At 73.4% G+C, this 22879-nt stretch carries 22 protein-coding genes and 1 tRNA gene; 6 read left to right on the forward strand and 17 right to left on the reverse strand.

All coding sequences use genetic code 11. The annotated features are described in order from the left end of the window. Positions 1-69 precede the first annotated feature (69 nt). Positions 70-1467, forward strand: a complete 1398-nt coding sequence (locus tag H9X71_RS09820) for an MFS transporter (RefSeq protein ID WP_191146927.1) — start codon at positions 70-72, stop codon at positions 1465-1467. A 70-nt stretch (positions 1468-1537) separates the two neighbouring features. Here the strand turns inward: H9X71_RS09820 and H9X71_RS09825 are convergent, their stop codons facing one another. The 5 genes from H9X71_RS09825 to H9X71_RS09845 form a co-directional block, all read right to left on the reverse strand. Next, positions 1538-2284, reverse strand: a complete 747-nt coding sequence (locus tag H9X71_RS09825) for an ABC transporter permease (RefSeq protein WP_191146928.1) — start codon at positions 2282-2284, stop codon at positions 1538-1540. Positions 2285-2288: 4 nt separating this feature from the next. Beyond that, entirely contained in the window at positions 2289-3041 is a 753-nt protein-coding gene (locus H9X71_RS09830; protein WP_191146929.1) for an ABC transporter permease, read from the reverse strand. Next, positions 3038-3937, reverse strand: a complete 900-nt coding sequence (locus H9X71_RS09835; protein WP_191146930.1) for an ABC transporter ATP-binding protein — start codon at positions 3935-3937, stop codon at positions 3038-3040. Before H9X71_RS09835 ends, H9X71_RS09830 begins: the two co-directional genes overlap by 4 nt. 152 nt (positions 3938-4089) lie before the next feature. Then, complete coding sequence (locus H9X71_RS09840; RefSeq protein ID WP_213003944.1) at positions 4090-4764, reverse strand: response regulator transcription factor; 675 nt, start codon at positions 4762-4764, stop codon at positions 4090-4092. Beyond that, complete coding sequence (locus H9X71_RS09845; protein ID WP_191146932.1) at positions 4761-5894, reverse strand: sensor histidine kinase; 1134 nt, start codon at positions 5892-5894, stop codon at positions 4761-4763. The genes H9X71_RS09840 and H9X71_RS09845 overlap by 4 nt, the downstream gene beginning before the upstream one ends. A gap of 364 nt (positions 5895-6258) precedes the next feature. On the opposite strand from H9X71_RS09845, the gene H9X71_RS09850 reads away from it, so the two are divergent. The 3 genes from H9X71_RS09850 (at position 6259) to H9X71_RS09860 (ending at position 10268) form a co-directional block, all read left to right on the forward strand. Further along, a complete protein-coding gene (locus tag H9X71_RS09850; protein WP_086527377.1) occupies positions 6259-6465 on the forward strand; it encodes a hypothetical protein in 207 nt (68 codons plus the stop codon). 106 nt (positions 6466-6571) lie between these two features. Continuing rightward, a complete protein-coding gene (locus H9X71_RS09855; protein WP_244961900.1) occupies positions 6572-9736 on the forward strand; it encodes a type 2 lanthipeptide synthetase LanM family protein in 3165 nt (1054 codons plus the stop codon). Between the two features lie 31 nt (positions 9737-9767). Then, complete coding sequence (locus tag H9X71_RS09860) at positions 9768-10268, forward strand: GNAT family N-acetyltransferase (protein WP_191146934.1); 501 nt, start codon at positions 9768-9770, stop codon at positions 10266-10268. Between the two features lie 36 nt (positions 10269-10304). Here the strand turns inward: H9X71_RS09860 and H9X71_RS09865 are convergent, their stop codons facing one another. The 3 genes from H9X71_RS09865 to H9X71_RS09875 all read right to left on the reverse strand — a co-directional run bounded on the left by H9X71_RS09865 (position 10305) and on the right by H9X71_RS09875 (position 12672). Continuing rightward, positions 10305-11591: a PASTA domain-containing protein gene (locus H9X71_RS09865; protein ID WP_191146935.1), complete on the reverse strand. Its 1287-nt coding sequence runs from the start codon at positions 11589-11591 to the stop codon at positions 10305-10307. Positions 11592-11787: 196 nt separating this feature from the next. Further along, the gene (locus tag H9X71_RS09870; protein ID WP_191146936.1) at positions 11788-12063 is read right to left on the reverse strand and encodes a hypothetical protein; all 276 of its coding nucleotides are present in this window, start codon (positions 12061-12063) and stop codon (positions 11788-11790) included. 192 nt (positions 12064-12255) lie between these two features. Then, complete coding sequence (locus H9X71_RS09875; RefSeq protein ID WP_191146937.1) at positions 12256-12672, reverse strand: very short patch repair endonuclease; 417 nt, start codon at positions 12670-12672, stop codon at positions 12256-12258. 57 nt (positions 12673-12729) lie between these two features. Between H9X71_RS09875 and H9X71_RS09880 the strand changes: the two genes are divergently transcribed. Then, positions 12730-13713 carry a GIY-YIG nuclease family protein gene (locus H9X71_RS09880; protein ID WP_191146938.1) on the forward strand — a complete coding sequence of 328 codons (984 nt, stop codon included), beginning with the start codon at positions 12730-12732 and terminating at the stop codon, positions 13711-13713. A 137-nt stretch (positions 13714-13850) separates the two neighbouring features. On the opposite strand, the gene H9X71_RS09885 is transcribed toward H9X71_RS09880, so the two are convergent. Both H9X71_RS09885 and H9X71_RS09890 read right to left on the reverse strand, forming a co-directional pair. Next, positions 13851-13924 (reverse strand) — tRNA-Pro (locus H9X71_RS09885). 84 nt (positions 13925-14008) lie between these two features. After that, entirely contained in the window at positions 14009-14548 is a 540-nt protein-coding gene (locus H9X71_RS09890; RefSeq protein WP_191146939.1) for a hypothetical protein, read from the reverse strand. A 331-nt stretch (positions 14549-14879) separates the two neighbouring features. Between H9X71_RS09890 and H9X71_RS09895 the strand changes: the two genes are divergently transcribed. Next, positions 14880-16190: an acyl-CoA dehydrogenase family protein gene (locus H9X71_RS09895; RefSeq protein ID WP_213003945.1), complete on the forward strand. Its 1311-nt coding sequence runs from the start codon at positions 14880-14882 to the stop codon at positions 16188-16190. A gap of 88 nt (positions 16191-16278) precedes the next feature. Here H9X71_RS09895 and der read toward each other — a convergent pair whose 3' ends face one another. From der to H9X71_RS09930, 7 genes are read right to left on the reverse strand one after another with little or no spacing between them, the layout of a single operon-like run. Next, the gene (der, locus tag H9X71_RS09900) at positions 16279-17787 is read right to left on the reverse strand and encodes a ribosome biogenesis GTPase Der (RefSeq protein ID WP_191146940.1); all 1509 of its coding nucleotides are present in this window, start codon (positions 17785-17787) and stop codon (positions 16279-16281) included. Positions 17788-17826: 39 nt separating this feature from the next. Further along, positions 17827-18600, reverse strand: a complete 774-nt coding sequence (gene cmk / locus H9X71_RS09905; RefSeq protein ID WP_414750620.1) for a (d)CMP kinase — start codon at positions 18598-18600, stop codon at positions 17827-17829. Further along, the gene (locus H9X71_RS09910; protein WP_191146941.1) at positions 18597-19715 is read right to left on the reverse strand and encodes a prephenate dehydrogenase; all 1119 of its coding nucleotides are present in this window, start codon (positions 19713-19715) and stop codon (positions 18597-18599) included. The genes cmk and H9X71_RS09910 overlap by 4 nt, the downstream gene beginning before the upstream one ends. Beyond that, positions 19712-20566 carry a pseudouridine synthase gene (locus H9X71_RS09915; protein ID WP_191146942.1) on the reverse strand — a complete coding sequence of 285 codons (855 nt, stop codon included), beginning with the start codon at positions 20564-20566 and terminating at the stop codon, positions 19712-19714. Before H9X71_RS09915 ends, H9X71_RS09910 begins: the two co-directional genes overlap by 4 nt. Continuing rightward, positions 20550-21179, reverse strand: coding sequence for an SMC-Scp complex subunit ScpB (scpB, locus tag H9X71_RS09920; RefSeq protein WP_191146943.1), 630 nt, complete (start codon positions 21177-21179; stop codon positions 20550-20552). Before scpB ends, H9X71_RS09915 begins: the two co-directional genes overlap by 17 nt. After that, positions 21169-22023, reverse strand: coding sequence for a segregation and condensation protein A (locus H9X71_RS09925; protein ID WP_191146944.1), 855 nt, complete (start codon positions 22021-22023; stop codon positions 21169-21171). The genes scpB and H9X71_RS09925 overlap by 11 nt, the downstream gene beginning before the upstream one ends. Further along, on the reverse strand, positions 22007-22855 hold the full coding sequence (locus tag H9X71_RS09930; RefSeq protein WP_213017297.1) for a ParA family protein: 849 nt from the start codon (positions 22853-22855) through the stop codon (positions 22007-22009). The genes H9X71_RS09925 and H9X71_RS09930 overlap by 17 nt, the downstream gene beginning before the upstream one ends. Positions 22856-22879 lie beyond the last annotated feature (24 nt).

A 22879-nucleotide genomic window follows, 5' to 3' on the forward strand; every position in this document is an offset into this window, starting at 1 on the left:
GGGCGGCACCCGAGCGGATCCCCGCCCGGACCGCTCCCCCTGCACCGCAGCCGCACCGCTGGAGACCCCATGACCACCGCACCGCCCGCCGCGACCGCCGCGTCGACCACCACGCCGCCCACCCCGCCCGCCGATGTCGAGGCGCCCGCCGACGTCTCGCGCCGCCGTCGCCGCGTCCTCACCGCGTCGTTCGTCGGCACCACCGTCGAGTACTACGACTTCTACCTCTACGCCACGGCGTCCGCGCTCGTGTTCGGCAGCCAGTTCTTCCCGAACCAGACGCCCGCCGTGGGCCTGCTCTCGTCGTTCGCCGCGTACGGCGTCGGCTTCCTCGCCCGGCCCATCGGCGGGATCGTCGCCGGCCACCTCGGTGACCGCATCGGCCGCAAGCGCATGCTCGTCTACTCGCTCGTGCTCATGGGGATCGCGTCGACGCTCATCGGCGTGCTGCCGACCTACGCGACCATCGGCCTCGCGAGCGTCGTCGGCCTCGTCCTCCTGCGCCTCGTGCAGGGCATCGCGGCAGGCGCCGAGTGGGGCGGATCCGCGCTCCTCTCCGTCGAGCACGCCCCCGCCCACCGCCGCGGCCTCTTCGGCGCGTTCACGCAGATGGGATCCGCGGGCGGGATGCTCCTCGCGACCGGCGTCTTCGCCGCGACCCGCTTCAGCCTCGGCGAGGAGCAGTTCCTCGCGTGGGGCTGGCGGCTGCCGTTCCTCCTCAGCGCCGTGCTCGTCGCCGTGGGCCTCGTGATCCGCCTCCGCGTGGAGGACGCCGCCGAGTTCCGCGACATCAAGGAGTCGGGGAAGGTCGAGCGCTTCCCGCTCGGCGTCGTGCTGCGGAAGCACCCGCGCGCCGTGCTCATCACCGCCGGCCTCCGCCTCGTGCAGCCCGCGCTCTACTCGATCCTCACCGTCTACACGCTCTCCTACCTCGCCCAGAAGCGCGGCGACTCGGGCGTCGCGCTCACCTCGGTGCTGATCGTCTCGGCGCTCAGCGTGCTCACCACGCCCCTCTGGGGCTGGATCTCCGACCGCGTCGGCCGCCGCCGCCTCACCATCGCGAGCGCCACCGGCATCGGGATCCTCATCTGGCCGTTCTTCGCCTTCCTCGACTCCGGCCCGCTGCTGCTCCTGCCACTCGTCTTCGCGCTCGGCATGAACGTCTTCCACGACTCGATCTACGGCCCGCAGGCCGCGTGGTTCGCCGAGCAGTTCCCGACGGGCGTCCGCTACAGCGGCGTCTCGCTCGGCTACCAGGTGGGGAGCATCTTCTCCGTCGGCCTCACGCCGCTGCTCGCGGTGCTGTTCCTGCAGTGGGGCGGCGGATCCCCGTGGATCCTCTGCGCCTACATCGGCCTGTACGCGGTGCTGACCATCGCGGCGGCGCTCGCGGCGAAGGACCCGGCGCGGGAGGCGATCGCGGCGCGGCGCCGCGACGACGGCGCCGGGCGCGTGACGACCGGCTGACCCAGCGGCCCGGGCGGCTCGGGCGAGCCGCGGCCGGGCGACCCGGCCCGGGCCGCCCGGCCGGCGCCGATCAGCGCAGCTTGACCACGCGGATCGCCGCGACCGTGAGGAGCACGAGCAGCGCGCCGAGGACCACGCTCGTCGCGAGGATCGGGAGGGCGTCCGCGGCGGTGAGACCGCCGGATCCCGCGATCGCCGTCGAGCCCAGGTTCAGCGCCCGCGTGTTGATCGCCTGCGGGAGCACCTCGGCCAGCGGACGCAGGGCCGTGGAGGTCACGGAGGCGACGCCCACGACGCACCCGACGAGGCACAGGGCGACCGGCGCCGCGAAGGACCGCAGCAGCAGCGACAGCAGGGACTGGACGGCGACGAGCGGCAGCGCGGCCACGATCGCGATCACCCCGACCGCGAGGAACTCCGGCGGGAACGGGCCGTCCAGCCGCAGCACGAACAGGCCCGAGATCGCGGTGCCGCCGACGAGCACCGCCTGCATCAGCGCCACCGGGACGAGGATCACCACGACCTTCGCCAGCACGAGGCGGAGCGGCCGCGCGGTCGCGGTCAGCAGCGCGTTCCAGTTGGTGCCGCGGTGCTCGACGCGCCAGATCGCCGCCGCCAGGAGGCTGATCCCCATGGAGTAGAACAGCAGGCCGTAGAACAGCACGACCTGGGAGGTGACCGACGCCCACCCGGAGTCGAGGGTCTGCGCGTTGTTCGCCAGGTTGATGGTGCCGGTGACGACGGCGAGGACGGGCAGCAGCACGGCGATGACCCAGATGCTGGAGCGCTTGAGCTTCACGGCTTCGGCTCGGAGCACGGTTCTACCTCTCCACTCGATCGAGGCGGACGGTCGCGAGCGCGAAGGCCGCCGCGACCACGACGAGGAAGGCGACGATCCAGCCGAGCGGCGAGGCGACGTAGTCGACCCCCGCGTCCGACTGGCCGGCCTGCGAGATGACGGCGTAGTAGCCCCACGGGATGGCGCGGCTCGCGGCGGAGGGCAGCAGCAGCGAGAACACCGCCAGGAAGGCGCCCAGCATGCCGACGCCCACGCTGATGAGCTGGTTCTCCACGCGCGCCGCGAGCCAGACGTGCAGCGCGCAGAACGCCACGTCGACCAGGTAGAGCAGGAGCGTGTAGAGCGCCCACGGCGCCACGTCGAGCGGTACGCGGATCCCCGCGAGGTACCCGGCGGCGACGACGAGCAGGGACTGCACCAGCACGGCGGGCACGAGGAGCGCCGCGAGGGCGACGAGCTTCGCCCGGCAGAGCTCGCCTGCCGTGCGGCCGGCGCTCGCCGCGAGGATCCACCCGCCCGCCTGGTGCTCGATGTCGGTCTGCCGGCTCGCGATCACCGCGGTGAGGATCGGCGAGGTCATCGCCGCCATGAGCGTGTAGCCGAGCAGGAGCACGGCCCAGGGATGCGCGCCCGGATCGTCGAAGCCCGCGCGCGTGCTGCTCGCGAACTGCGACGCCGAGCTCAGGGCCGCGACGGCGACCACCATGCCGATGAGCAGCGGGAGCGAGCGGAGCCGGTGCATCTTGCGGAACTCGATCGCGACGGCGCGCCTCACAGCTGCCCCCCGCGACCGGTGATGTCCATGAACACGTCCTCGAGGCTCTGCGGGAGGCGGCGCACCTCGTGCACGGGGACGTCTGCGGCCACGAGCCGCCGCACGATCTCGGCCGTCTCGTCCTTGGAGCGCGCGCTGAGCCGGATCCCCTCGGGGCTCCTGTCCGCCCCGGCGACGACCTCCATGGCCCGCTCCGGCTCCGACGTCTCGATGACGAGGTCGGGGATCGAGTGCTCGAACAGCTGGGCGCGCGTGCCCTGGAAGATCATGCGGCCCGAGGCGAGGATGCCGAGCACGCTGGCCATCTTCTCGATCTCGTCCAGGAGGTGGCTGGAGACCATCACGGTGATCCCCTGGCTCGCCAGGTCCATGAGGAGGGAGCGGATCTCCTCGATGCCGGCCGGATCGAGGCCGTTGGTGGGCTCGTCGAGGACGAGCAGGGAGGGGTCGCGGGCGAGCGCCATGGCGATGCCCAGCCGCTGCTTCATGCCGAGCGAGTACCGGCGCACGAGCTTGTCCCGGTGCTGCGTGAGCCGCACGGTGGCGAAGGCCCGCTCCACCTGGGCGTCGGCGAGCCCGAGCATGTCGCGCACGATGCGCATGTTCTCCCACCCGGTGAGGTGGCCGTAGCCGGCGGGCGCCTCGATCATCGACCCGATGGAGGGCAGCAGCCCGCCGCGCGTCGCCGGGGTCAGCCGCTGGCCGAACAGGTGGATCTCGCCCGCCGTCGGCTGCGAGAGCCCCAGCAGCATCTTCATGGTGGTGGACTTCCCGGATCCGTTCGGCCCGAGGAACCCGTACACGGACCCCTGCGGCACCTCGATGTCGAGCGCGTCGACGGCGACGCGGTCGCGGAACCGCTTGGTCAGGCCGCGGGTCGAGATGACGGCGCTCATCGGAGGCGTGCTGTCGTGGTCGGCATGCCCCCATCCTCGGCGGGCCGACGCGGGCGCGCATCGTGCCGTGGGCCGGTCCCGGCCGGCGCGCCCTCCTGCGATGGGAGGAGCAGGCGGCAGGGCGGCGGCACCTCGGCGCCACGCCGCGGGGATCAGGCGGCGAGGCCCCGGCGGTGCGCCCAGATCACCAGGTGCACGCGGTCGCGCACGCCGAGCTTCGTGAGGATGTGGCCGACGTGCGTCTTCACCGTGACCTCCGCGATGGAGAGGTCGCGCGCGATCTCCGGGTTGGACGCGCCCGTGACCAGGCGCGTGAACACGACCCGCTCGCGGTCGGTGAGGACCTCGAGGGCGGCGGTGTCGGGAGCGGGCGGCGCCGCCTGCTCGACGGCCAGCCGGTCCAGCAGCCGCTGCGTGGTGCTCAGCGAGGCCGCGAAGGTGCCGTTGTGCACGGAGCGGATCGCGTCGACGAGCTGCACGGCGGTGCTGTCCTTCAGCAGGAAGCCCACGGCGCCGGCGCGCAGCATGCGGAGGGCGTAGGCGTCCGTGTCGTGGGTGGTGAGGCCCAGGATCCGGGTGGGCGGCACGTGCCCGTCCGCCACGAGCCGCCGGGTCGCCTCGATCCCGTCGAGGACCGGCATGCGCACGTCCATGAGCACCACGTCGGGGCGGAGCTCGGCGACGCGCGCGACCGCCTGCTCGCCGTCGGCGCAGACGGCGACCGACACCATGTCCCGCTGCGCGTCCACGATGCGCGCGAAGCCGTCCCGCACCAGGGACTGGTCGTCGACCACGACGACGCGGATGGGCGCGGGCGCGTCGCTCACGGGGTGGTCCCGCCGGGCGGAGGGGTCGTCGGCCATCGGGCCCGCACGACGAACTCGTCGCCGCACGCGTACCCCGCCTGTCCGCCGTAGAGGGCGCCGCGACGCCGGATCCCCGTCAGGCCCCGGTGCTCCTCCACCGGCCGGTGCGCGCGATCCGGCGCCACGCGGTTGGCGACCGTGACGGTCAGCGCGTCCTGCGACCACTCGACGCGGAGGCGCGCCGCGTCCCCCTCGCCGTGCCGGACCGCGTTCGTGAGGGACTCCTGCACGACCCGGTAGACGGCCACGCCCATGCCCGGGAGGAGCGGCCGGGGCGCGCCCTGGTCCTCCCGGTCGACGCGGATCCCGGAGCGGCGGAACCCCTCGACGAGGGCGTCGAGGTCGTCCCATCCCGGCGCGGGACGCACGTCGGCGACGGCGGGGGCGAGGAGGCCCCTGACCTCCTGCAGGGCCGCGCGACCGCTCTCGGAGATCGTGCGGAACATCTCGGTCGACTCGGGGCTCGATGCGGTCGCCCGCCCGCTCTCCGCCTGCACGATGACGCTCGTCAGCGTGTGCGCGAGCACGTCGTGCATGTCGTCGCTCATGCGCTCCCGCTCCTCGTAGGCGGCCAGGCGGGTGCGCGCGTCGGCGTCGCGCTCGGACATGAGCGTCCGGAGCTCGGCGATGCGCACGGCCTCGCGCCGTCGTCGTTCGAGGAGCCCGACCGCCCACGCGATCGCGAAGCTCAGGGAGACGAGGGCGATCACGAGCCCGACGGATCCGGGGGATCCCAGCTCCTGGCCGGTGAGCGTGCGCGCGCCGAGGACGACGACGAAGCAGGCGCCGAGGGCGAGGCTCGCGTGCCGGAGCCGGTCGGCGGCGTGGGCGGCCACCGAGTAGGCGGAGACCAGGAGCACGACGTCGCCCGGGAACAGCAGCGATCCCGTCGTCAGCATGTGCGTGGACGAGATCGCCGTGGCCAGCAGCGCGGAGGTGAGGGGCCGCGCGTGGCGCCCGGCGAGGGTGAGCCCCATGAGGGAGGACCAGAGCCAGTCGGGCTGGCCCAGGAGGCCCATGACCGCGCAGGCGACCGCGACGGCGACGGCGACGCCCGCGTCGCCGTACGCGCGCAGACTCCCCCGTCGCATCACGCAGCCAGGCTAGCGCGGGGGTCGGGCCGACGACCCGACGACGCCGGGACGACGACGGCGTTCCGCCTCGCGCGGGATCCCGACGGCCGCCGCCTCCGACCATCGGCGGAGGGCGGGGGCGCGGGAAGTCACCGGATCGCACGATGTGCACCCGCCATGCCGCTGGGAGCCTCATCCCCAGGGACCGCAGACGGGCTGGGCGTCGACGGGCTACATCGGCCGAGGCGCACGGATCCGGGTCCCGAAGGGGCTTGTCGACCCAGTCATCGCCTTCGGGCCGTCGGGATGGGTGCGGCTCGCACCGCGGTCCGGGCCGCCGGCCGGGATCCATCCGCAACAACAGGAACACAGGTGGAACACGATGAACGACACCCTCGAGACGGCACCGCCCGTCATGGTCAGCCCGCGCTGGGACACGCTCCTCGACGCGGTCGACGAGACCAGCCCCTCCGTCCAGACCCAGATCGACGCCGAGTTCCGGCGCGTCGTGAGCCCGTACATGGCGAGCAGCGGCTGGCTCTGCACCCTCACCATCGAGTGCGGGACGTTCATCTGCGCGTGTCGCTGACGGACCCCCTCGGCGGACGGGCCGCGCGCCTCGCGCGGCCCGTCCGCTCCGTCGCGCGCACCGCCCGCACCGCCCGCGTCGCCGCCGAGCGGGTCACGACGTGACGATGACCGCGGCCGAGCTGTCGCTGATGCAGGCGGCCAGGCTGCGCGAGCGACGCGCCGTCCCCCGGGCCGAACCGCGCGTGGATCCCGGGCCGGCCCGCGCCTGGCGCGAGCACGTCCTCGAGGACGACGGCTCCCACGCCGCGTACCTCGCCGGGCAGCTCCTCGACGAGGCCGACCTCACGGGGCTCCTGACAGGCGAGGCGTGGACGCCCCGGCCCGGCAGCGCGGACTGGCTCGACCTGGTGGCGCCGTGGCTGCTCGATCCGCCGGTCGACGCAGGGGGCTACGCGCCGAGGACCGGGCACCTGGTGGTCGAGGACACGCGCGTGCCCGGGCTCCCGTTCGCCGCGCTGCTCCGCCCGATGGTCGTCGGGCAGCGTGCGCACCTCGCCCGGTGGCCGTGGCTCGCGGCCGCCGCCCGCTCCGACCTGCTCGACGGCCTCGCGGAGCAGCTCGCGACGCTCGCCCTGCGGAGCCTCCTCGCCGAGCTGGCCCGGGATCCGGCTCCCGGCCGGTACGCCCGCCTCGAGGCGCGCCTCGCCGATCCCGCGCAGCGCGCCGACTTCCTCTCCCGTCACCCCGTCCTCGCCCGCGACCTCGTCACGGCGATCCGCAGCTGGCGCGCGCACATGCAGCGCATCCTCGACCGCCTGCGCGCCGACCACGGGGCCCTCGTGCACGCGGGCTTGGCTCCCGCCAGCCTCGCCGACCTGGAAGCGGTGGACCTCGGGGCGGGCGATCCCCACGACGGCGGCCAGTCGGTCGCGACGCTGCGGTTCGCCGACGGCCGTCGGCTCGTCTACAAGCCGCGCGACTGCGCCGTCTTCGCGCTGTACCGCGACCTGGTCACCGTCCTCGCGCCCGCCCTCCCGCCGTCGATGCGGCTGCGCGCGGCCCAGGTGCTACCGCGCGAGGGGTACGGCTGGGTGGAGTTCGTGGAGCACGCGGAGGATCCCGACGCGGGCATCCCCCTCGAGCAGCACCTGGAGCGGCTCGGCTCCCTGCTCGCCGTCGCGCACGTGCTCGGCGCGTCCGACCTGCACCTCGAGAACGTCATCGCGTCGGCGGAGGGACCCGTGCCCATCGACCTGGAGACGCTGATCCAGAACCGCAGCGAGGTCGACGGCGACGACGGCACGGCCCTCACCCGGGCCTCCCGGATGCTCAACGCGTCGGTGCTCGGCAGCGGCATCCTCCCGGTGCAGCTCACGACCGGGGAGGGCACGAGCATCGACGTCAGCGTCAGCACCGGGGGCCTCCACGACGCGGGGACGACGGCGACGGTGCACCAGGTGGCTGACGCGTGCGCGGACGGCATGCGGATCGAGTCCCGCGAGATGCCCGTGGGCCGGTCCCGCAACCAGCCGCCGGGCGCGACCCTCGCGGGCATCCGCGCCGGCCGCTCCGCCATCGCGGACGGGTACCGGCGCACGTTCCGCGCCGTCCTCGAGCGCCGCACGGAGGTCCGCGGGCTCCTGTCGGAGGTGCCCGACCTCTCCTCGCGCCACATCCTGCGCGCGACCCGCTCCTACTCCCTGCTCCTCACCGAGATGCGCCGACCGCGGCCGCTGCGCAGCGGCATCGACCGGGACCACCTCCTCCGCCACCTGTGGACGCGCGTCGAGGACCACCCGGGGGACGCCGCGCTCGTCGCCGCCGAGGAGCGCGCCCTCTGGCGGCTCGACGTCCCGCTGTTCTCCACCCGGATGGACTCGCGGGCGCTGATCGCCGACGCGGACGAGGTCGCGCCGCGGCACTTCGCGCGGACCACGCGCGAGGACGTGCTCGACCGGCTCGCCGGGCTCTCCCTCGACGACCTCCCGGAGTCCCTCCGCCTCATCGACGAGTCCGTGCTGGCGGCGACCGCGACACCCGACGGCGACGGCGACGGCGAGGGCGACCTGCCCGACGCGCCCCCTCGCGCGGCCACGGGGGCCGCCTCGTCCCCCGGTCCCGTGATCCGCACGGACGACGACGCCCTCCGCGACGCGGCGCGCGGCCAGGCCCGGATCCTCCTCGACTCCGCCGTCCTCGGGCAGGACGACGTGACCTGGATCGGCCTGAGCAGCAGCCTCGACAGCAGCGGCCTCGAGTACCGCCCCGCGGGCCCCACCCTGTACGACGGGCTGGCCGGGATCGCGTTCGCCGCGACCCATGCGCACAGCGTGCTGCCCGACCTCGGGCTCGACGACCTCGCCCGCCGGGCGATGCACGCGGTCACGGCGATCCTCGACGACTGGGCGCGGGGGCTGGTCGAGCTGCCCGTGGGCGCCTACAGCGGCGCCGCCGGGCTCCTGCTCGCGCTCGCCCACCACGACGCGCAGGTCGGCGGCGATCCGCACCGCGAGCTGCGCGCCGCGGTCGTCCGTCGGCTCGGCGAGGTCGCGCACGAGGATCCGCACCTCGACGTCATGGCGGGCGTCGCGGGTGCGTGCGCCGTCGTCGCCGCGCTGCCCGAGAGCGGGACGGACGCCGGACGCGCCACCCTGCGCGCGCTCGCGGGACGCGCCCTGAGCACGGCGGTGGCGGTGGAGGGCGGGGCCCTCGCGTGGGAGACGGGATCCGACCGCGTGCGTCTCGGCGGCTTCTCGCACGGCGCGACCGGGATCGGCTGGGCGCTCGCCCGCACCGCGGAGGCCCTCGGCGACGACGCCGTCGCCGACGCGGCCGTCCGCGCGCTGCGCTTCGACGACGCGCTCTTCGACCCGTCGCGCCGCCGCTGGCTCGACGCCCGACCGGAGGCCAGGTCGGCGACGGGCGCCTACCCCGCGCACTGGTGCCACGGCGCCGCGGGCATCGCGATGGCGCGCGCCGACGCCGCCGCGTCGCTGGGGAGGCCCGACCTCCTCGAGCTCGCCCTCGTCGGCGCCCGGGAGACGGCGTCGGATGCCCTCCCGTCGGACGACTCCCTGTGCCACGGATCGCTCGGCAACCTCGGGGCCGTGCGCGGCGTCACCCGACGCGTCGGCGCCGAGACGGGGCTCCCGGGACTCCGCGACCGCGCGCTGAAGCGCGTCCTCCGAGCGGGCCCCCGCAGCGGCCTGCCCGAGGGCGTGACCAGCGTGCGGGGGCTGATGCTCGGCACCGCGGGCGCGCTGCACGCCCTGTGCCGGGAGCTGGATCCCGGCATCCCGGACGTGCTGCTGCTGGAGGGCCCGCGCTGAGGTCCCGCGCGCCGGCCCGTATCGTGGCGCCATGACCGCCGCGCCGACCGTCCGCCCCGCCGTGCCCGCCGACGCCGACGGGATCGCCGAGGTCCACATCCGCACCTGGCGCGAGACGTACGCGCATCTGCTCCCGGCGTCGTACCTCGACGGGCTCGACGTCGCGACCCGGGCGGAGGACTGGCGTCGGACCCTGGCCTCCTCGTCCGCCGCGCCGCCGTTCGTCGCCCTCGACGGCGACCGCATCGTCGGCTTCGCAGTCGCGGGACAGGCGCGCGACGACGATCCGCCGCGCCCGTTCCAGCTCTACGCGATCAACGTGGTCGCGTCCGCCCACGGCATCGGCGCGGGCCAGGCCCTCCTCGACGCGGCCATCGGCGGCGCCCCCGCCTACCTCTGGGCGGCCGACGACAACCCGCGCGCGGAGGAGTTCTACCGCCGCAACGGGTTCGCGCGGGATGGTGGCGTGGAGCGGCAGATGTACCAGGGGGCGGAGATGGTCACGGTGCGGATGGTGCGGATGGTGCGGTGAGGGCGGGCGGCCGTCAAAGGGACGCACGGGGGTCGATCACATCGTGTTCCAGTGGTACTTCCCGTTCGCGTCCGGACCCTTGCCGCCGCACCTGTAGCTGCGGCCGTTGTCGGCCTGCGCCACGGCGCCCACCTGCGAGCAGAAGCCGCCGGGGTTGATGCCGCCGGTCTGCTGCGCGGGAGCGGGCGCCGGAGCTGCCGGAGCCGGCGCAGGAGCGACCGGAGCGGGTGCCGGGGCGGCCGGCTTCGGAGCGGGTGCCGGGGCGGCCGGTGCGGGTGCCGGAGCCGGCGCCACCGTCGGCTGGACCGTGGGCGCCGGGGCGGGCGCCAGCAGCGTGAGCGTCACGGTGGATCCGGCGTCGACCCGCGATCCCGGGGTCGGGCTCTGCGACTTGACGGTCATACCGTCGGTCGGGCTGGTCTTCTCCCCCGACTCGAGCACGTACTGGACGAGGTAGCCGGCCTCGCGGAGCAGCGTGCGGGCATCGGTCGCGCTCTTGGCGCTGACGTCCTCGACGACGTGGACCACCGGGGTCGGCGTCGCGGACGGCGTCGGGGTGGGGCTGGGGGTCGCGGTGGCGACGGCGGCCACCGCCGGTGCCGGAGCCGACCCCGAGCCACCGGCGGGCAGGACCGCGCCGATGACGAGCAGCAGCACGGCCCCGACCGCCGTCGCGGTTCCGCGCGGACGGGACGTCAGGGCGGGGACGAAGCCGCGACGCCCGAGGACGACCGTGTACAGCGCGGCCGCGAGGGCGACGAGCCCGACGGACACGAACATGCCGCGGAAGCCGCCGATCGCCGTGCTGAGGAGGATGACGAGCGCGGCAACCGATGCGACGATCCACGTGGCGGTCGGGTGGATCCCGGGGCGGGGGTCGCTGAGGACCATCGCGGGCGCGATCGTCGCGACCGGCGCCCCGATGGCCTTCCCGGTGGGCCGCGCGGGCGTCGGCGCGGGCATCGCGACGGTCGCCGCCGCCCGCTCCGCCTTGGCCCGGGCCGCTGCCTCGCGCTCCGCGGCCTTGGCGTGCATCGCGGCTTCGCGCTGCGCGACCTTGGCCACCCGCTGCTGTTCGGCGACGGCGGCGCGCTCGGCCTGGACCCGCGCGGCATCCGCGGCGCGAGCGGCCTTCGCCTGCTCGGCCTGCTGCGCCGCGGCGACGGCGGCCAGCGCCGCGGCGCTCGGCGCCTGCACCTGCGGAGCGGCGGGCTGCACCATCGGCGCGACGTGCTGCGTCCACGCGGCGCCGTCCCAGTAGCGGAGCTGGCCGGATCCGTCGGGGAACCAGCCCGCGGGAGCGGCGGAGGGGACGTCGGGCATGGTGCTCCTCGGGTGTGTGCCGCGACGAAGGGGTAGGCGGCAGGTGGTGCCGTCGAGAGAGACGACGCCTGAGGATATGAGCGCGCTCTCCCAGCCGTAAGCCCTCGCATGGGGGTGAAAGGGGTGCGGGACTACTGGGATCCGGCCGCCTAACCGGCGCGACGCCCCCGGTCGCGGACCGCGGGCGTCGCCGATCTCAGCCCTCGCGCCTGCCGACGGCGCGCACGGCGTCCGAGATCGACCCGCCGTGCCGCTTCCGATGCTCCTTCACGTCCGCAGCGGTGACGCCCTCCGGAAGCCGGCCGATGCCGGCGGGGTCCCCGAGGATCCCGGGCCCCAGGAGGAACGCCGCGGCGAGCGCCGCGAGGAGGAGCAGCGTGCCGATGCCCGCCTCCCCCGCCAGCCAGAACGCGATGCCCCCGACGGCAGCGGCGGTGATCGCGACGGTGCGGAGCACGTTCGACGCGGTCATGAGAAGCACTCCTCCTTGACGAAGGTGATCCCGATGAGCTCGCCCGCGAGTGCGAAGGAGAGCCGCAGGGGCGGACGCCTGCGGCTCAGAATGGCGTTCGTGCGTATCTGCATGCCCTCTCCAACCGTCGGTCGTCAAATCAGAGGCCGGGCATCCCGGCCCGTTCCAGGATGCGAACATCAGCGCCGATCCTCAAGCGCGGTGGATCCCTTGCACGGCAGCCCTGATCTCGGCCGCCGCGTCCTCCGCGGGCACATGCTCCCAGAACCGGAGCACTGTCCATCCCAGGTCGCGGAGCAGCGCGGTCACCTCCGCGTCACGCTCGACGTTGCGCGCGAGCTTCGCCGTCCAGTAGTCCGCGTTCGCCTTCGGGAGGTGCAGGTGCTGCGGGCAGCTGTGCCAGAAGCACCCGTCGATGAACACGGCGATGCGCTGGCGGGTGAACGCGATGTCGGCTCGGGTCCTCGACTCCTGCACCACGCGGAGGTCGACGCGGTACCGCAGGCCTCGGGCGTGCAGGAGGCGCCGGACGACAAGCTCCGGCCGCGTGTCCCGCCGCTTGTTCGATCGCATGGTGCTGCGCGCGGCGTCGGAGGAGGCCCAGGACATGCGAGGAGGAGACCACGGACCTCCGACATGCGAGGCACGATTCCCTAATGTAGGAAAATGACCGAGACGTTACGACCGCTGTCCTTCACCCGTTACGACATGAGCTCGGCCGGATCAGCCGCCGCTTTGTTCGCCGATTCGAAGACGGTGTGCGGGATCTACGTCCTCGAGTTCGAGGACGGGATGAAGTACGTCGGGCAGACTCGTCAAATCGTCTCCCGGTACGCGTCGCACCGGCGGACGCATCGGGACATCGTCGCGTTCAGCTTCGCGCCGTGCACAGCCGCCGCCCTCGACGAGCATGAGCGACAGGAGATTCGACGACAAGAGGCGGCTGACGTAAGCCTCCGCAACCTGAATCTGACCGGCTGGCCCGCGGGCAGCGGCGACATGGACGTGACGATCGCGAACGGCGAGAGCATCCTCCTCCCGTGGGATAGGGCTCGGCGCCTCCGTCTCGACGACGAGGGCGCGGCGACGACGCAGAGGAGGTTCTGGGCTCTCGCTGCACGCGACGACTACGAGGAGATGGCGGATGCGGTCGCCAAGTACCTCGACGAGTGCGTCGCAGACCCCTTCGGCACGCAGCGCTACCTATGGAACATCGTCGCCTTTCCCAAGACGGGCCAGACGAAGTCGCGGCGTCGCCTGTTCACTCTGAATTGCGGTGGACTGGAGACCTTGTTCGCGCTCGAGCACCGCGACGGGGACGAGACGCAGATTCAGATCCACGTCAACTTCGACGAGGACCGGACACTGGAATGCATGGACGAGGCGGGAATGGGCACGCAGATGCCCGATGACTTCTACGACATCAGGGACACGCCGTACACGAGCGCCGCCGTCATCCAGAGCACCTTCTACTCCTGGTCGGACTTCGCTCGAGCCCTCGACTTCGCGCCGTTCGTCGAGGGCGCCTACAAGCTCAACACGATGCAGATGCGTCGCAAGTCCTCGCCCTTCCATCGGCACCACAATCAGGGGCTCGCGGATGACATGCTGCGGCGAGCGGCGACCCGGCTCACACTTTCGCGCGCATGACACCGCCCGTCGGATGGTGCGATTCCGAGAAAGCATCACAGTCATCGTCGCCAGGGCGACCGAACGGGTGACGGCAGGAACACCCCGAAACGACGAATGCCCCGGCCGGACCGCTAGGTCCTTCCGAGGCATGTCCGTCGGGCTGACAGGATTTGAACCTGCGACCCCTTGACCCCCAGTCAAGTGCGCTACCAAGCTGCGCCACAGCCCGTTGACCCATCGCTGGGCAACTCGTAGAGCCTACCGCATCAGCGGCACTGCTCCAGCACGCGCGGTGAGCCGGGCCGGCACCGGATCAGGCAGCCGCACCACCCGACGGCCGCGTCGACGACGACCCCGGTGCGGAGCCACCGGCCACCCGCCCCGGCTTCGGGAACGCGTCCCGCATGTGGTCGCTCCGCAGGATGTCGGCCACCCCGATGAGCAGCAGCGAGAAGACGATCTGCTCGATGACCATCCAGAGCGGGTAGAGGCCCGGGATCGCGGCGATCACCAGGGTCACGATGGGGAAGATCTGGCTGAAGAGGCGCAGGCGCGAGTACGCCCACCAGTAGCCGGCCGACGCGCGCCAGGCGAAGTAGTAGAGCGTGACGGTCATCGCGAGCACCACGAACGAGCGGAACCAGACCGCCGGAGCGATGGCGACGCCGTCGGACGCGAGCGTCAGGGCGATGGCCACGGCGGTCGCGCCGACGGCGGTCTCGGCGACGAGGATCCACCGGATCCAGCGGAAGGCGCGGGCCGTGAACGGGTGGTCGCGCATGTCCTCGGCGATGACGTGGCCCGCCTGGCGGCCGGCGGCGATGCGATCGAGGCGGCTGAGCAGCTGGTCCACCGGTGCGATCCTCCACGGTCTCGTGAGCGGGCGTCGGATGCGCCCGGATCAGGGTACGACGCGGCGCCGGGCGCCCGCCGGGAACGAGCCGGGCTGCGCGGGACGGACACGTCAGCATCCCCTCATCTCGCCGCCGAGGCGTCGGTGCGACACGACCCGGAGACACGCGCCGACGACGCACCGGCTCCCCCGCATGACTCCCCGTGACGCCCCGCGTCGTCACACCGAGCAACCCCGCGTCACACCCCTCGCCAGCCGCGGCGACGCGCCCCTACCGTGGCCCCACCGCGAGGCGCGGCACCGGTCGCGCCCCTTCACGAGAGGACAGGACATGACCCTGATCGACCGCGAGCCCCGACCCGCATCCGGCTCCCCCGACACCGCCCGGGACGCCGACCGCCGGCGCCCCGCACCCCTCGGCGACGCCCCCGTCGACCGCTGGAAGGGGACCCCGCGCCCCACGACGCCGGCCGCGTGGATCGCCCGCGCCCGTGAGGTCGCCGACATCCTCGCCGTCGACCAGGTCGAGCGCGACCGCGCCGGCGCGAGCCCCCACCAGGAGGTCGCGCTCCTCAAGCACGCGGGCCTGGTCACGCTGCTCGGCCCCGCGGAGCACGGCGGCGGCGGGCAGACGTGGGACACCGCGTACAAGGTGATCCGCGCGGTCGCCCGCGGCGACGGATCCATCGGCCAGCTCCTCGGCTACCACTACCTCTGGGCGTGGGCCGCGCGGCTCGTCGCGACCGACGCGCAGATCGAGGCGGTCGAGAAGCTCGCCACCACCGGGAACCTCCTCTTCGGCGGCGCCGTGAACCCGCGCGACTCCGACCTCGTCATCCGCGAGGACGGCGACGAGCTCGTCTACTCCGGCCGGAAGTCGTTCTCCACGGGCGGCGTCGTCTCCGACCTCACGGTGCTGGAGGGCGTCCTCGAGGGCACGGACACGCACGTGTTCGCGATCGTGCCGACGGACCAGCCGGGCATCGTCTTCGGCCACGACTGGGACAGCCACGGGCAGCGGCTCACGGAGTCGGGCTCGGTGGAGATCCGCGACGTGCGGGTGCCGTGGACGGACGCCGCCGGCTTCGTCGACAAGGTGTTCCAGCCGCTCGTCTACGGCACGCTCAACGTGCCCGCGATCCAGCTGGTGTTCGCGAACTTCTACCAGGGGATCGCGGAGGGCGCGCTCGAGACGGCTGCCGCCTACACGCGGAGCACCACGCGCGCGTGGCCGTACGGCGGCGACGACAAGGAGCGCGCCACCGACGAGTGGTACGTGCTCGAGGGCTACGGGCAGCTGCAGTCGAAGGTGTGGGCGTCGGAGGCGCTGCTGGATGCGGTGGGCGCCGAGATCAGCGCCGTGCTGCACGCGCCGCGCGAGAAGCTCACGGAGCGGAAGCGCGGCGAGATCGCCGTGCGGGTCGCGGCGGCCAAGGCGCGCATCGCCGAGGACGGGCTGGAGGTCGGCACGCGGATCCTCGAGCTCACGGGCGCCCGCGCCTCCTCCGCGAAGGCCGGGCTCGACATCTTCTGGCGGAACCTCCGCACGCACACGCTGCACGACCCGATCCCCTACAAGCGCCGCGAGGTGGGCCGGCACGTGCTGCTCGGCGAGGTCCCGGAGCCGACCTGGTACACGTGATCCGCGCCCGCAGACGCACGGACGGCGCCGACCCCGACAAGGGATCGACGCCGTCCGTCGTGCTGCCCGCGACAGCGGAGAGGGAGCGCTAGCGCTTCCGCTTCTCCCGCACGCGCATGTTGACGATGATCGGGCTGCCCTCGAAGCCGTAGATCTCGCGGAGGCGTCGCTGGATGTACCGGCGGTACTGCGGGTCGAGGTACCCGGTCGTGAAGAGCACGAATGTCGGCGGCCGGCTGGAGGCCTGCGTGCCGAACAGGATGCGCGGCTGCTTGCCGCCGCGCACGGGGTGCGGGTGCGCCGCGGTGAGCTCGGCGAGGAACGCGTTGAACTTGCCCGTCGCGATGCGGGTGTCCCACGACTCCAGCGCCGTCTCGAGCGCCGGCACGAGCTTCTCCATGTGGCGGCCGGTGCGCGCCGAGATGTTGACGCGCGGCGCCCACGACACGTGCGCGAGGTCGGTCTCGATCTCGCGCTCGAGGTAGCGGCGGCGTTCGTCGTCGAGGAGGTCCCACTTGTTGAACGCCAGCACGAGCGCGCGGCCCGACTCGAGCACCAGCTCGATGATGCGGATGTCCTGCTCGCTGATGACCTCGGAGACGTCGATCATGACGACCGCGACCTCGGCCTTCTCCAGCGCCGCGCTCGTGCGGAGCGACGCGTAGAAGTCGGCCCCCTGGGCGAGGTGCATGCGGCGGCGGATGCCGGCGGTGTCGACGAAGCGCCACACCTTGCCGGCGATCTCGACCTGCTCGTCGACCGGGTCGCGCGTGGTGCCGGCGAGCTCGTTGACGACCACGCGCTCCTCGCCCGCGGCCTTGTTGAGCAGGCTCGACTTGCCGACGTTCGGGCGGCCGAGGATGGCGACGCGACGGGGTCCGCCGACCTCCTCCTTGGCGACCTTGGAGACGAGCGGCAGGGTCTTCAGCACCAGGTCCAGCAGGTCGGCGACGCCGCGGCCGTGGAGCGCGGAGACGGGGTGCGGCTCGCCGAGGCCGAGCGACCACAGGCTGGCGGCGTTCGGCTCCTGGCGCGCGTCGTCGACCTTGTTGGCCGCGAGGATCACCGTCTTCTTGGTCTTGCGGAGCAGGCGGACGACGTGCTCGTCCGTGCTCGTGGCGCCCACGTTCGCGTCGACGACGAAGAGCACGGCGTCGGCGAGGTCCATCGCGATCTCGGCCTGCATGGCCACGGACGCGTTGATGCCCTTGGCGTCGGGCTCCCAGCCGCCGGTGTCCACCAGGGTGAACCAGCGGCCGGCGTACTCGGCCTTGTAGGAGACGCGGTCGCGCGTGACGCCGGGGGTGTCCTCGACGACGGCCTCGCGGCGGCCGAGGATCCGGTTGATGAGCGCGGACTTGCCGACGTTCGGGCGGCCGACGACCGCGAGCACGGGCAGCGCCGGCAGGTACGTGACCTGGTCGGGGTCGTCCGTCGCGGTCTCGAGGACCTCGAGGTCCTCGTCGTCGAGCTCGTAGTCATCGAGCCCGGCGCGGAGCGTCTGCGCGCGCTGCGCGGCCAGCTCCTCGTCGATGCTCGACAGGCGCTCGGAGAGCCCGCTGTCGAGCTCGGGGAAGTCGTCGTCGTGATCAGCCATGTTGTCCTCTGGCGTGTCGGCCCGTCACCGGGCCGCGCCTCAATCTGTTCGTGCGTGAACGAGATCGACCACCGCCTGGACGGTCTGGTCGAAGTCGATGTCCGTGGAATCGATGGTGGTCACACCATCTGCGGCGTTCATGAAGTCGACGACCTGCGAGTCGGCCCGATCCCGGGAGGCGAGTGATTCGCCGACCGCGGCGGCCGACTGGTCGGTCGTCTCCGCGGAACGCCTGCTCATCCTAGCTTCCGGGGAGGCCGTCAGCAGAATGCGCACCTGCGCGTCGGGTGCGACGACCGTCGTGATGTCGCGTCCCTCGACCACGATGCCGGGCTTGTCGCTCGACGCCATGAGCGAGCGGAACAGCTCCACCATGTAGTGCCGCACCTCGGGGACGCGCGCCACCTGGCTCACGACGGCGGAGACTCGGGGGGTGCGGATGGCGTCGGTGACGTCGGTGCCGCGGACGCTCACGCGCGTCTCCTCCGGGTCGATCGCGATGTCGTAGTCGAATCCCTCGATGAGGCTCGTGACGGTGGCGGGGTCCCGGGTGTCGACGCCGCTCTCCAGCGCGAACCAGCTGAGCGCGCGGTACGCGGCGCCGGTGTCCTGGTAGTCGAAGCCGAGGGCGCGCGCGGCCGCGCGGCTCACGCTCGACTTGCCGCTGCCGGCCGGGCCGTCGACGGCCACGACCGTGCGGTTGAGCGTGGCGTCCACCAGCAGCGTGTCCTCGAGCGGGTCCGGGGCGGGCGCCTCGCTCGCCTCCGTCCCGGGCACGGTGGTGTCGTCCGCGGGCATGTCTCGTCCGGTCATCCGGCGATCCTCCAGTTCCGGTCGTCGAGCCGCGCGACCAGGCGGTCGCGGGCCTCGGGCAGCACGGCGATCTCGACGAGACCGACCTGCGCGCCCTGGGAGTGCTCGAGGCGCAGGTCCTCAATGCTGACGTCGGCGGCGCCGACGTCGGAGATCAGCGCGGCCAGCTGGCCGGGCCGGTCGTCGATCATCACGGTGATGGCGGCGAAGCGGCGGTCCTGGCCGTGCTTGCCGGGGATGCGGGCGACGCCGGCGTTGCCCGCGTGGATCCGCTCGGCCACCCGGAGCCGGGCGCCCTGCGCGTCGACGTCGTCGAGCGCGTCGATGACCTCGTCGAGGTCGGTGCGCATGGCGCGCAGGATCGGGACGATGCGGGAGGCGTTCGCGCCGAGGATCTGCACCCACAGCGACGCGTCGCTCGACGCGATGCGCGTCGTGTCGCGGAGGCCCTGGCCGGAGAGGCCGAGCGCGGTGCCGGATCCGTCGGTCAGCCGCGACGCCAGCAGGCTCGCGACGATCTGCGGCACGTGCGAGACGAGCGCCACCGACGCGTCGTGCTCCTCCGCGGTCATCTCGATGGGGACCGCGCCGAGGTCGAGGATCAGCTGCTCGACGGGCGCGCCGGCCGTGTAGCTGATGCCGCCGTGCCCCGCGATGACCCAGGGCCGACCGAGGAAGAGGTCCCCCGTCGCGGAGACGGGACCGCCGCGCTCGCGCCCGGCGAGCGGGTGCGACCCGAGGTAGCGGGAGAGGTCGGCGCCCATGGCGCGCAGCTCCTCGAGCGGCGCGGCCTTGACGCTCGCGACGTCGGTGACGAGCGCCTCCGGGTGCGCGTCGAGCTCGGCCGCGACGACGCGCGCCGTCACGTCCGGCGGCACGCAGACCACGACGAGCGACGGGCGGTCGGGCGCAGCGCCGGCGTCGGCGATGCGGCCCGCCCCCATGTCGGCGGCGAGGCGCAGCGTGGTGGGCGACGCGTCCGCGAGCACCACGTCGACCCCGCGCGCGCGGAGCCCGAGCGCGATGCTCGTGCCGAGGAGCCCCGTGCCGACGATGCGGACGGTCCCCTGCACGCGCGTGTCGGTCGCCTCCGGGGAGGCGGCCTGATCGCTCACTCGCCGTCCTCGCGGTCGACGTCCCCCTGCGCCTCGGCGGCGGCGCCCGCGCCCTGCGGGGTCGCGGGGCCGGCCTGCGCGCGGGCCTCGCGGGAGATCGTGAGGAGCTGGCCGAGCTCGTCGGAGGTGAGGTCGCGCACGCGTCCGACCCCGAGCGATCCGAGGTGCAGCGGCCCGAACTGGCGGCGCACGAGCTCCTCGACGGGGTGGCCGACCTCGTCGAGCATGCGGCGGACGATGCGGTTGCGGCCCGAGTGCAGCGTGATCTCCACGAGCGTCTGGTCGCCGCCGCCCGAGAGGATGCGCGCGCGATCCGCCTGGATCGGCCCGTCCTCGAGGTCGACGCCCTGCGTGAGCCGCTGGATCGTCTGCGGGGTGACCCGACCCGTGACCTTCGCGATGTACGTCTTCAGCACCCCGAACGACGGGTGCGCGAGCACGTGCGCGAGGTCGCCGTCGTTCGTGAGGATCAGCAGTCCGCTCGTCTCCGCGTCGAGGCGGCCGACGTTGAACAGGCGCTCCTCGAACTCCTCGGTGAACTCGCGGAGGTCGGGGCGGCCGCGCTCGTCGCGCAGCGAGGAGTAGATGCCGACGGGCTTGTTGAGCATGAGGTAGCGCTTGGAGGTGTCGAGCTGCACGGCCTGGTCGTCGACCGCGACCTCGTCGACGTCGGGGTCGATGCGGCGGCCGGGCTCGGTGACGACCTCGCCGTTCACGGTGACGCGGCCCGCGGCGATCATGTCCTCGCAGACGCGGCGGCTGGCGACGCCCGCGGCGGCCATCACCTTCTGCAGGCGGATGCCCTGCACCGGCTCGTCGGGGTTCCAGGCGTGGTCAGTGGAGGGGGTCATGGAAGCCTTCCGCCCCGTCGGGGAGCAACGGGGAGATCGGGGGGAGCTCGTCGAGCGAGTTGATGCCGAGCTGCGTGAGCAGGTGGTCTGTCGTACCGTAATGGATCGCGCCGGTCTCGCCGTCGGTGAAGGCCTCCGTCACGAGGCCCCGCGCGAGCAGCGTCCGCACCACCGAGTCGACGTTCACGGCGCGGATCGCGGCCACCTGGCTGCGGCTGATCGGCTGCTTGTACGCGATCACCGCGAGCGTCTCGAGGGCCGCCTGCGAGAGGCGCGTGGGGTTCTGGGTGAGCACGTGGTCGCGTACGACCACGTCGTACTCGGGCCGCACGTACACGCGCCAGCCACCGCCGACCTCGCGCAGCTCGAAGCCGCGGCGCACTCCCCCGGCCTTCCCGTCGAAGTCGTCGACGAGCCGCTGGATCGCCCGCCGCACCTCGCGCACGGGCGTCGAGGTGGCGGTCGCGAGGGTCGTGGCGGTCTGCGGCTCGTCGGCGACCATGAGCAGCGCCTCGAGCGCGCGGTCGAGGTCGATCGGCGCGTCCGTCGTGGTCGCGTCGTGGGCGGCGGCGGCAGCGGCGCCCTGCGCGGGATCCACCGGCTCAGCCGTCATAGCCGGCCCCCAGGCTCGCGAGCGCGTCGTCGCTCCAGCTCTCGGCGGTCCACGTGAGCGTCAGCTCGCCGAGGGCCTCCGGCTGGTCGAACTCGATGGCGGCGACGCGGTAGAGCTCGAGCACGGCGAGGAAGCGGGCGATCACGACGCCGGTGAGGCCCGCGTCCGCCACGAGCTCGCGGAACGTCACGGGCGCGCCGCTGCGCAGCCGCGCGACGACCACGGCGGCCTGCTCGCGGATGCTCACGAGCGGCGCGTGCAGGTGGTCGAGCCCGACCGTCGGGATCTCGCGCGGCGCGAGCGCGAGCAGGGCGATGGCCGCGAGGTCCGCGGGCGAGGTGGTCCACACGAGCTCGGGCACCTGCGCGCGGAAGCGCTCCTCGAGCGGCACGTCGCGGAAGGCGCGGCCCGACTCGGCGGCGAGGCGCTCCTGGAACCAGCCGGCCGCCTGCTTGAACGCGCGGTACTGCAGCAGCCGGGCGAACAGCAGGTCGCGCGCCTCGAGCAGCGCGACGTCCTCGGCGTCCACGAGCTCGCCCTGCGGCAGGAGCCCGACGAGCTTCAGGTCGAGCAGCGTCGCCGCGACCACGAGGAAGGAGCTGGCCTCGTCGAGGTCGTCCGGCCCGTCGAGGCCGCGGATGTGCGCGATGAACTCGTTCGTCACGAGGCTGAGGCTGACCTCGGTGATGTCCATCTCATGGCTGCCGATGAGCGAGAGCAGCAGATCGAACGGGCCCTCGAAGTTGCCGATGCTGACGCGGAAGGCGCGCTCCGGATCCGCGGCGGCCGCGGCGTCGGCGAGCTCGGGATCCGCCAGGGGCGTGCCCCTACGCGACGGCGCCACGCGCGATGAGCTCCCGCGCCACCTTGCGGTACGCGAGCGCCGCCGGGTGCTCGGGCGCGAACTGGATGATGGGCTTGCCCGCCACCGACGCGTCCGGGAACTTGACCGTGCGGCCGATCACGGTCTCGAGCACGCTGTCGTCGAACGCCTCCACCACGCGCTGCAGCACCTCGCGGGAGTGCAGGGTGCGCGAGTCGTACATGGTCGCGAGGATTCCGTCGAGCGCGAGCCCCGGGTTCAGCCGGTCCTTGACCTTGTCGATGGTCTCCACGAGGAGCGCGACGCCGCGGAGCGCGAAGAACTCGCACTCGAGCGGGATCAGCACGCCGTGGCTCGCGGTGAGCGCGTTGACGGTGAGGAGGCCGAGCGACGGCTGGCAGTCGATGAGGATGACGTCGTAGTCGCCGCTCACCTTGCGCAGCACGCTCGCGAGGATCTGCTCGCGCGCGACCTCGTTGACGAGGTGCACCTCCGCGGCCGACAGGTCGATGTTCGCGGGGATGACGTCGAGGCCCTCGAAGCCCGTGGTCTGGATCGCCTCGCGCGGGTCCTTCACGGTGCCGAGCAGCAGGTCGTAGATGGTGACGGCGTCGTGCGTCTGCACGCCGAGGCCCGCGGAGAGCGCGCCCTGCGGGTCGAAGTCGACGGCGAGCACGCGGCGGCCGTAGCTCGCGAGCGACGCACCCAGGTTGATGGCGGTGGTCGTCTTGCCGACGCCGCCCTTCTGGTTGCAGAGGGAGATGATCTTGGCGGGCCCATGGCCCGCGAGCGGCTCCGGATCGGCGAACTCGCGCAGCTCCCGGCCGGTGGGTCCGAGCACGGGGACGTCCATTCCCGGGAGCTCGGTCACATCTGG

The organism is Clavibacter zhangzhiyongii (genome assembly GCF_014775655.1).
GTDB classification, from domain to species: Bacteria; Actinomycetota; Actinomycetes; order Actinomycetales; family Microbacteriaceae; genus Clavibacter; species Clavibacter zhangzhiyongii.

Bases quoted from the DNA above. Each gene is read 5' to 3' on its own strand.
- H9X71_RS09820 (WP_191146927.1), top strand. From the start codon at position 70: ATGACCACCGCACCGCCCGCCGCGACCGCCGCGTCGACCACCACGCCG.
- H9X71_RS09835 (WP_191146930.1), bottom strand. From the start codon at position 3,937: ATGAGCGCCGTCATCTCGACCCGCGGCCTGACCAAGCGGTTCCGCGAC.
- H9X71_RS09845 (WP_191146932.1), bottom strand. From the start codon at position 5,894: ATGCGACGGGGGAGTCTGCGCGCGTACGGCGACGCGGGCGTCGCCGTC.
- H9X71_RS09850 (WP_086527377.1), top strand. From the start codon at position 6,259: ATGAACGACACCCTCGAGACGGCACCGCCCGTCATGGTCAGCCCGCGC.
- H9X71_RS09855 (WP_244961900.1), top strand. From the start codon at position 6,572: ATGACCGCGGCCGAGCTGTCGCTGATGCAGGCGGCCAGGCTGCGCGAG.
- H9X71_RS09860 (WP_191146934.1), top strand. From the start codon at position 9,768: ATGACCGCCGCGCCGACCGTCCGCCCCGCCGTGCCCGCCGACGCCGAC.
- H9X71_RS09865 (WP_191146935.1), bottom strand. From the start codon at position 11,591: ATGCCCGACGTCCCCTCCGCCGCTCCCGCGGGCTGGTTCCCCGACGGA.
- H9X71_RS09870 (WP_191146936.1), bottom strand. From the start codon at position 12,063: ATGACCGCGTCGAACGTGCTCCGCACCGTCGCGATCACCGCCGCTGCC.
- H9X71_RS09875 (WP_191146937.1), bottom strand. From the start codon at position 12,672: ATGTCCTGGGCCTCCTCCGACGCCGCGCGCAGCACCATGCGATCGAAC.
- H9X71_RS09880 (WP_191146938.1), top strand. From the start codon at position 12,730: ATGACCGAGACGTTACGACCGCTGTCCTTCACCCGTTACGACATGAGC.
- H9X71_RS09895 (WP_213003945.1), top strand. From the start codon at position 14,880: ATGACCCTGATCGACCGCGAGCCCCGACCCGCATCCGGCTCCCCCGAC.
- der (WP_191146940.1), bottom strand. From the start codon at position 17,787: ATGGCTGATCACGACGACGACTTCCCCGAGCTCGACAGCGGGCTCTCC.
- cmk (WP_414750620.1), bottom strand. From the start codon at position 18,600: ATGACCGGACGAGACATGCCCGCGGACGACACCACCGTGCCCGGGACG.
- H9X71_RS09915 (WP_191146942.1), bottom strand. From the start codon at position 20,566: ATGACCCCCTCCACTGACCACGCCTGGAACCCCGACGAGCCGGTGCAG.
- scpB (WP_191146943.1), bottom strand. From the start codon at position 21,179: ATGACGGCTGAGCCGGTGGATCCCGCGCAGGGCGCCGCTGCCGCCGCC.
- H9X71_RS09930 (WP_213017297.1), bottom strand. From the start codon at position 22,855: ATGGACGTCCCCGTGCTCGGACCCACCGGCCGGGAGCTGCGCGAGTTC.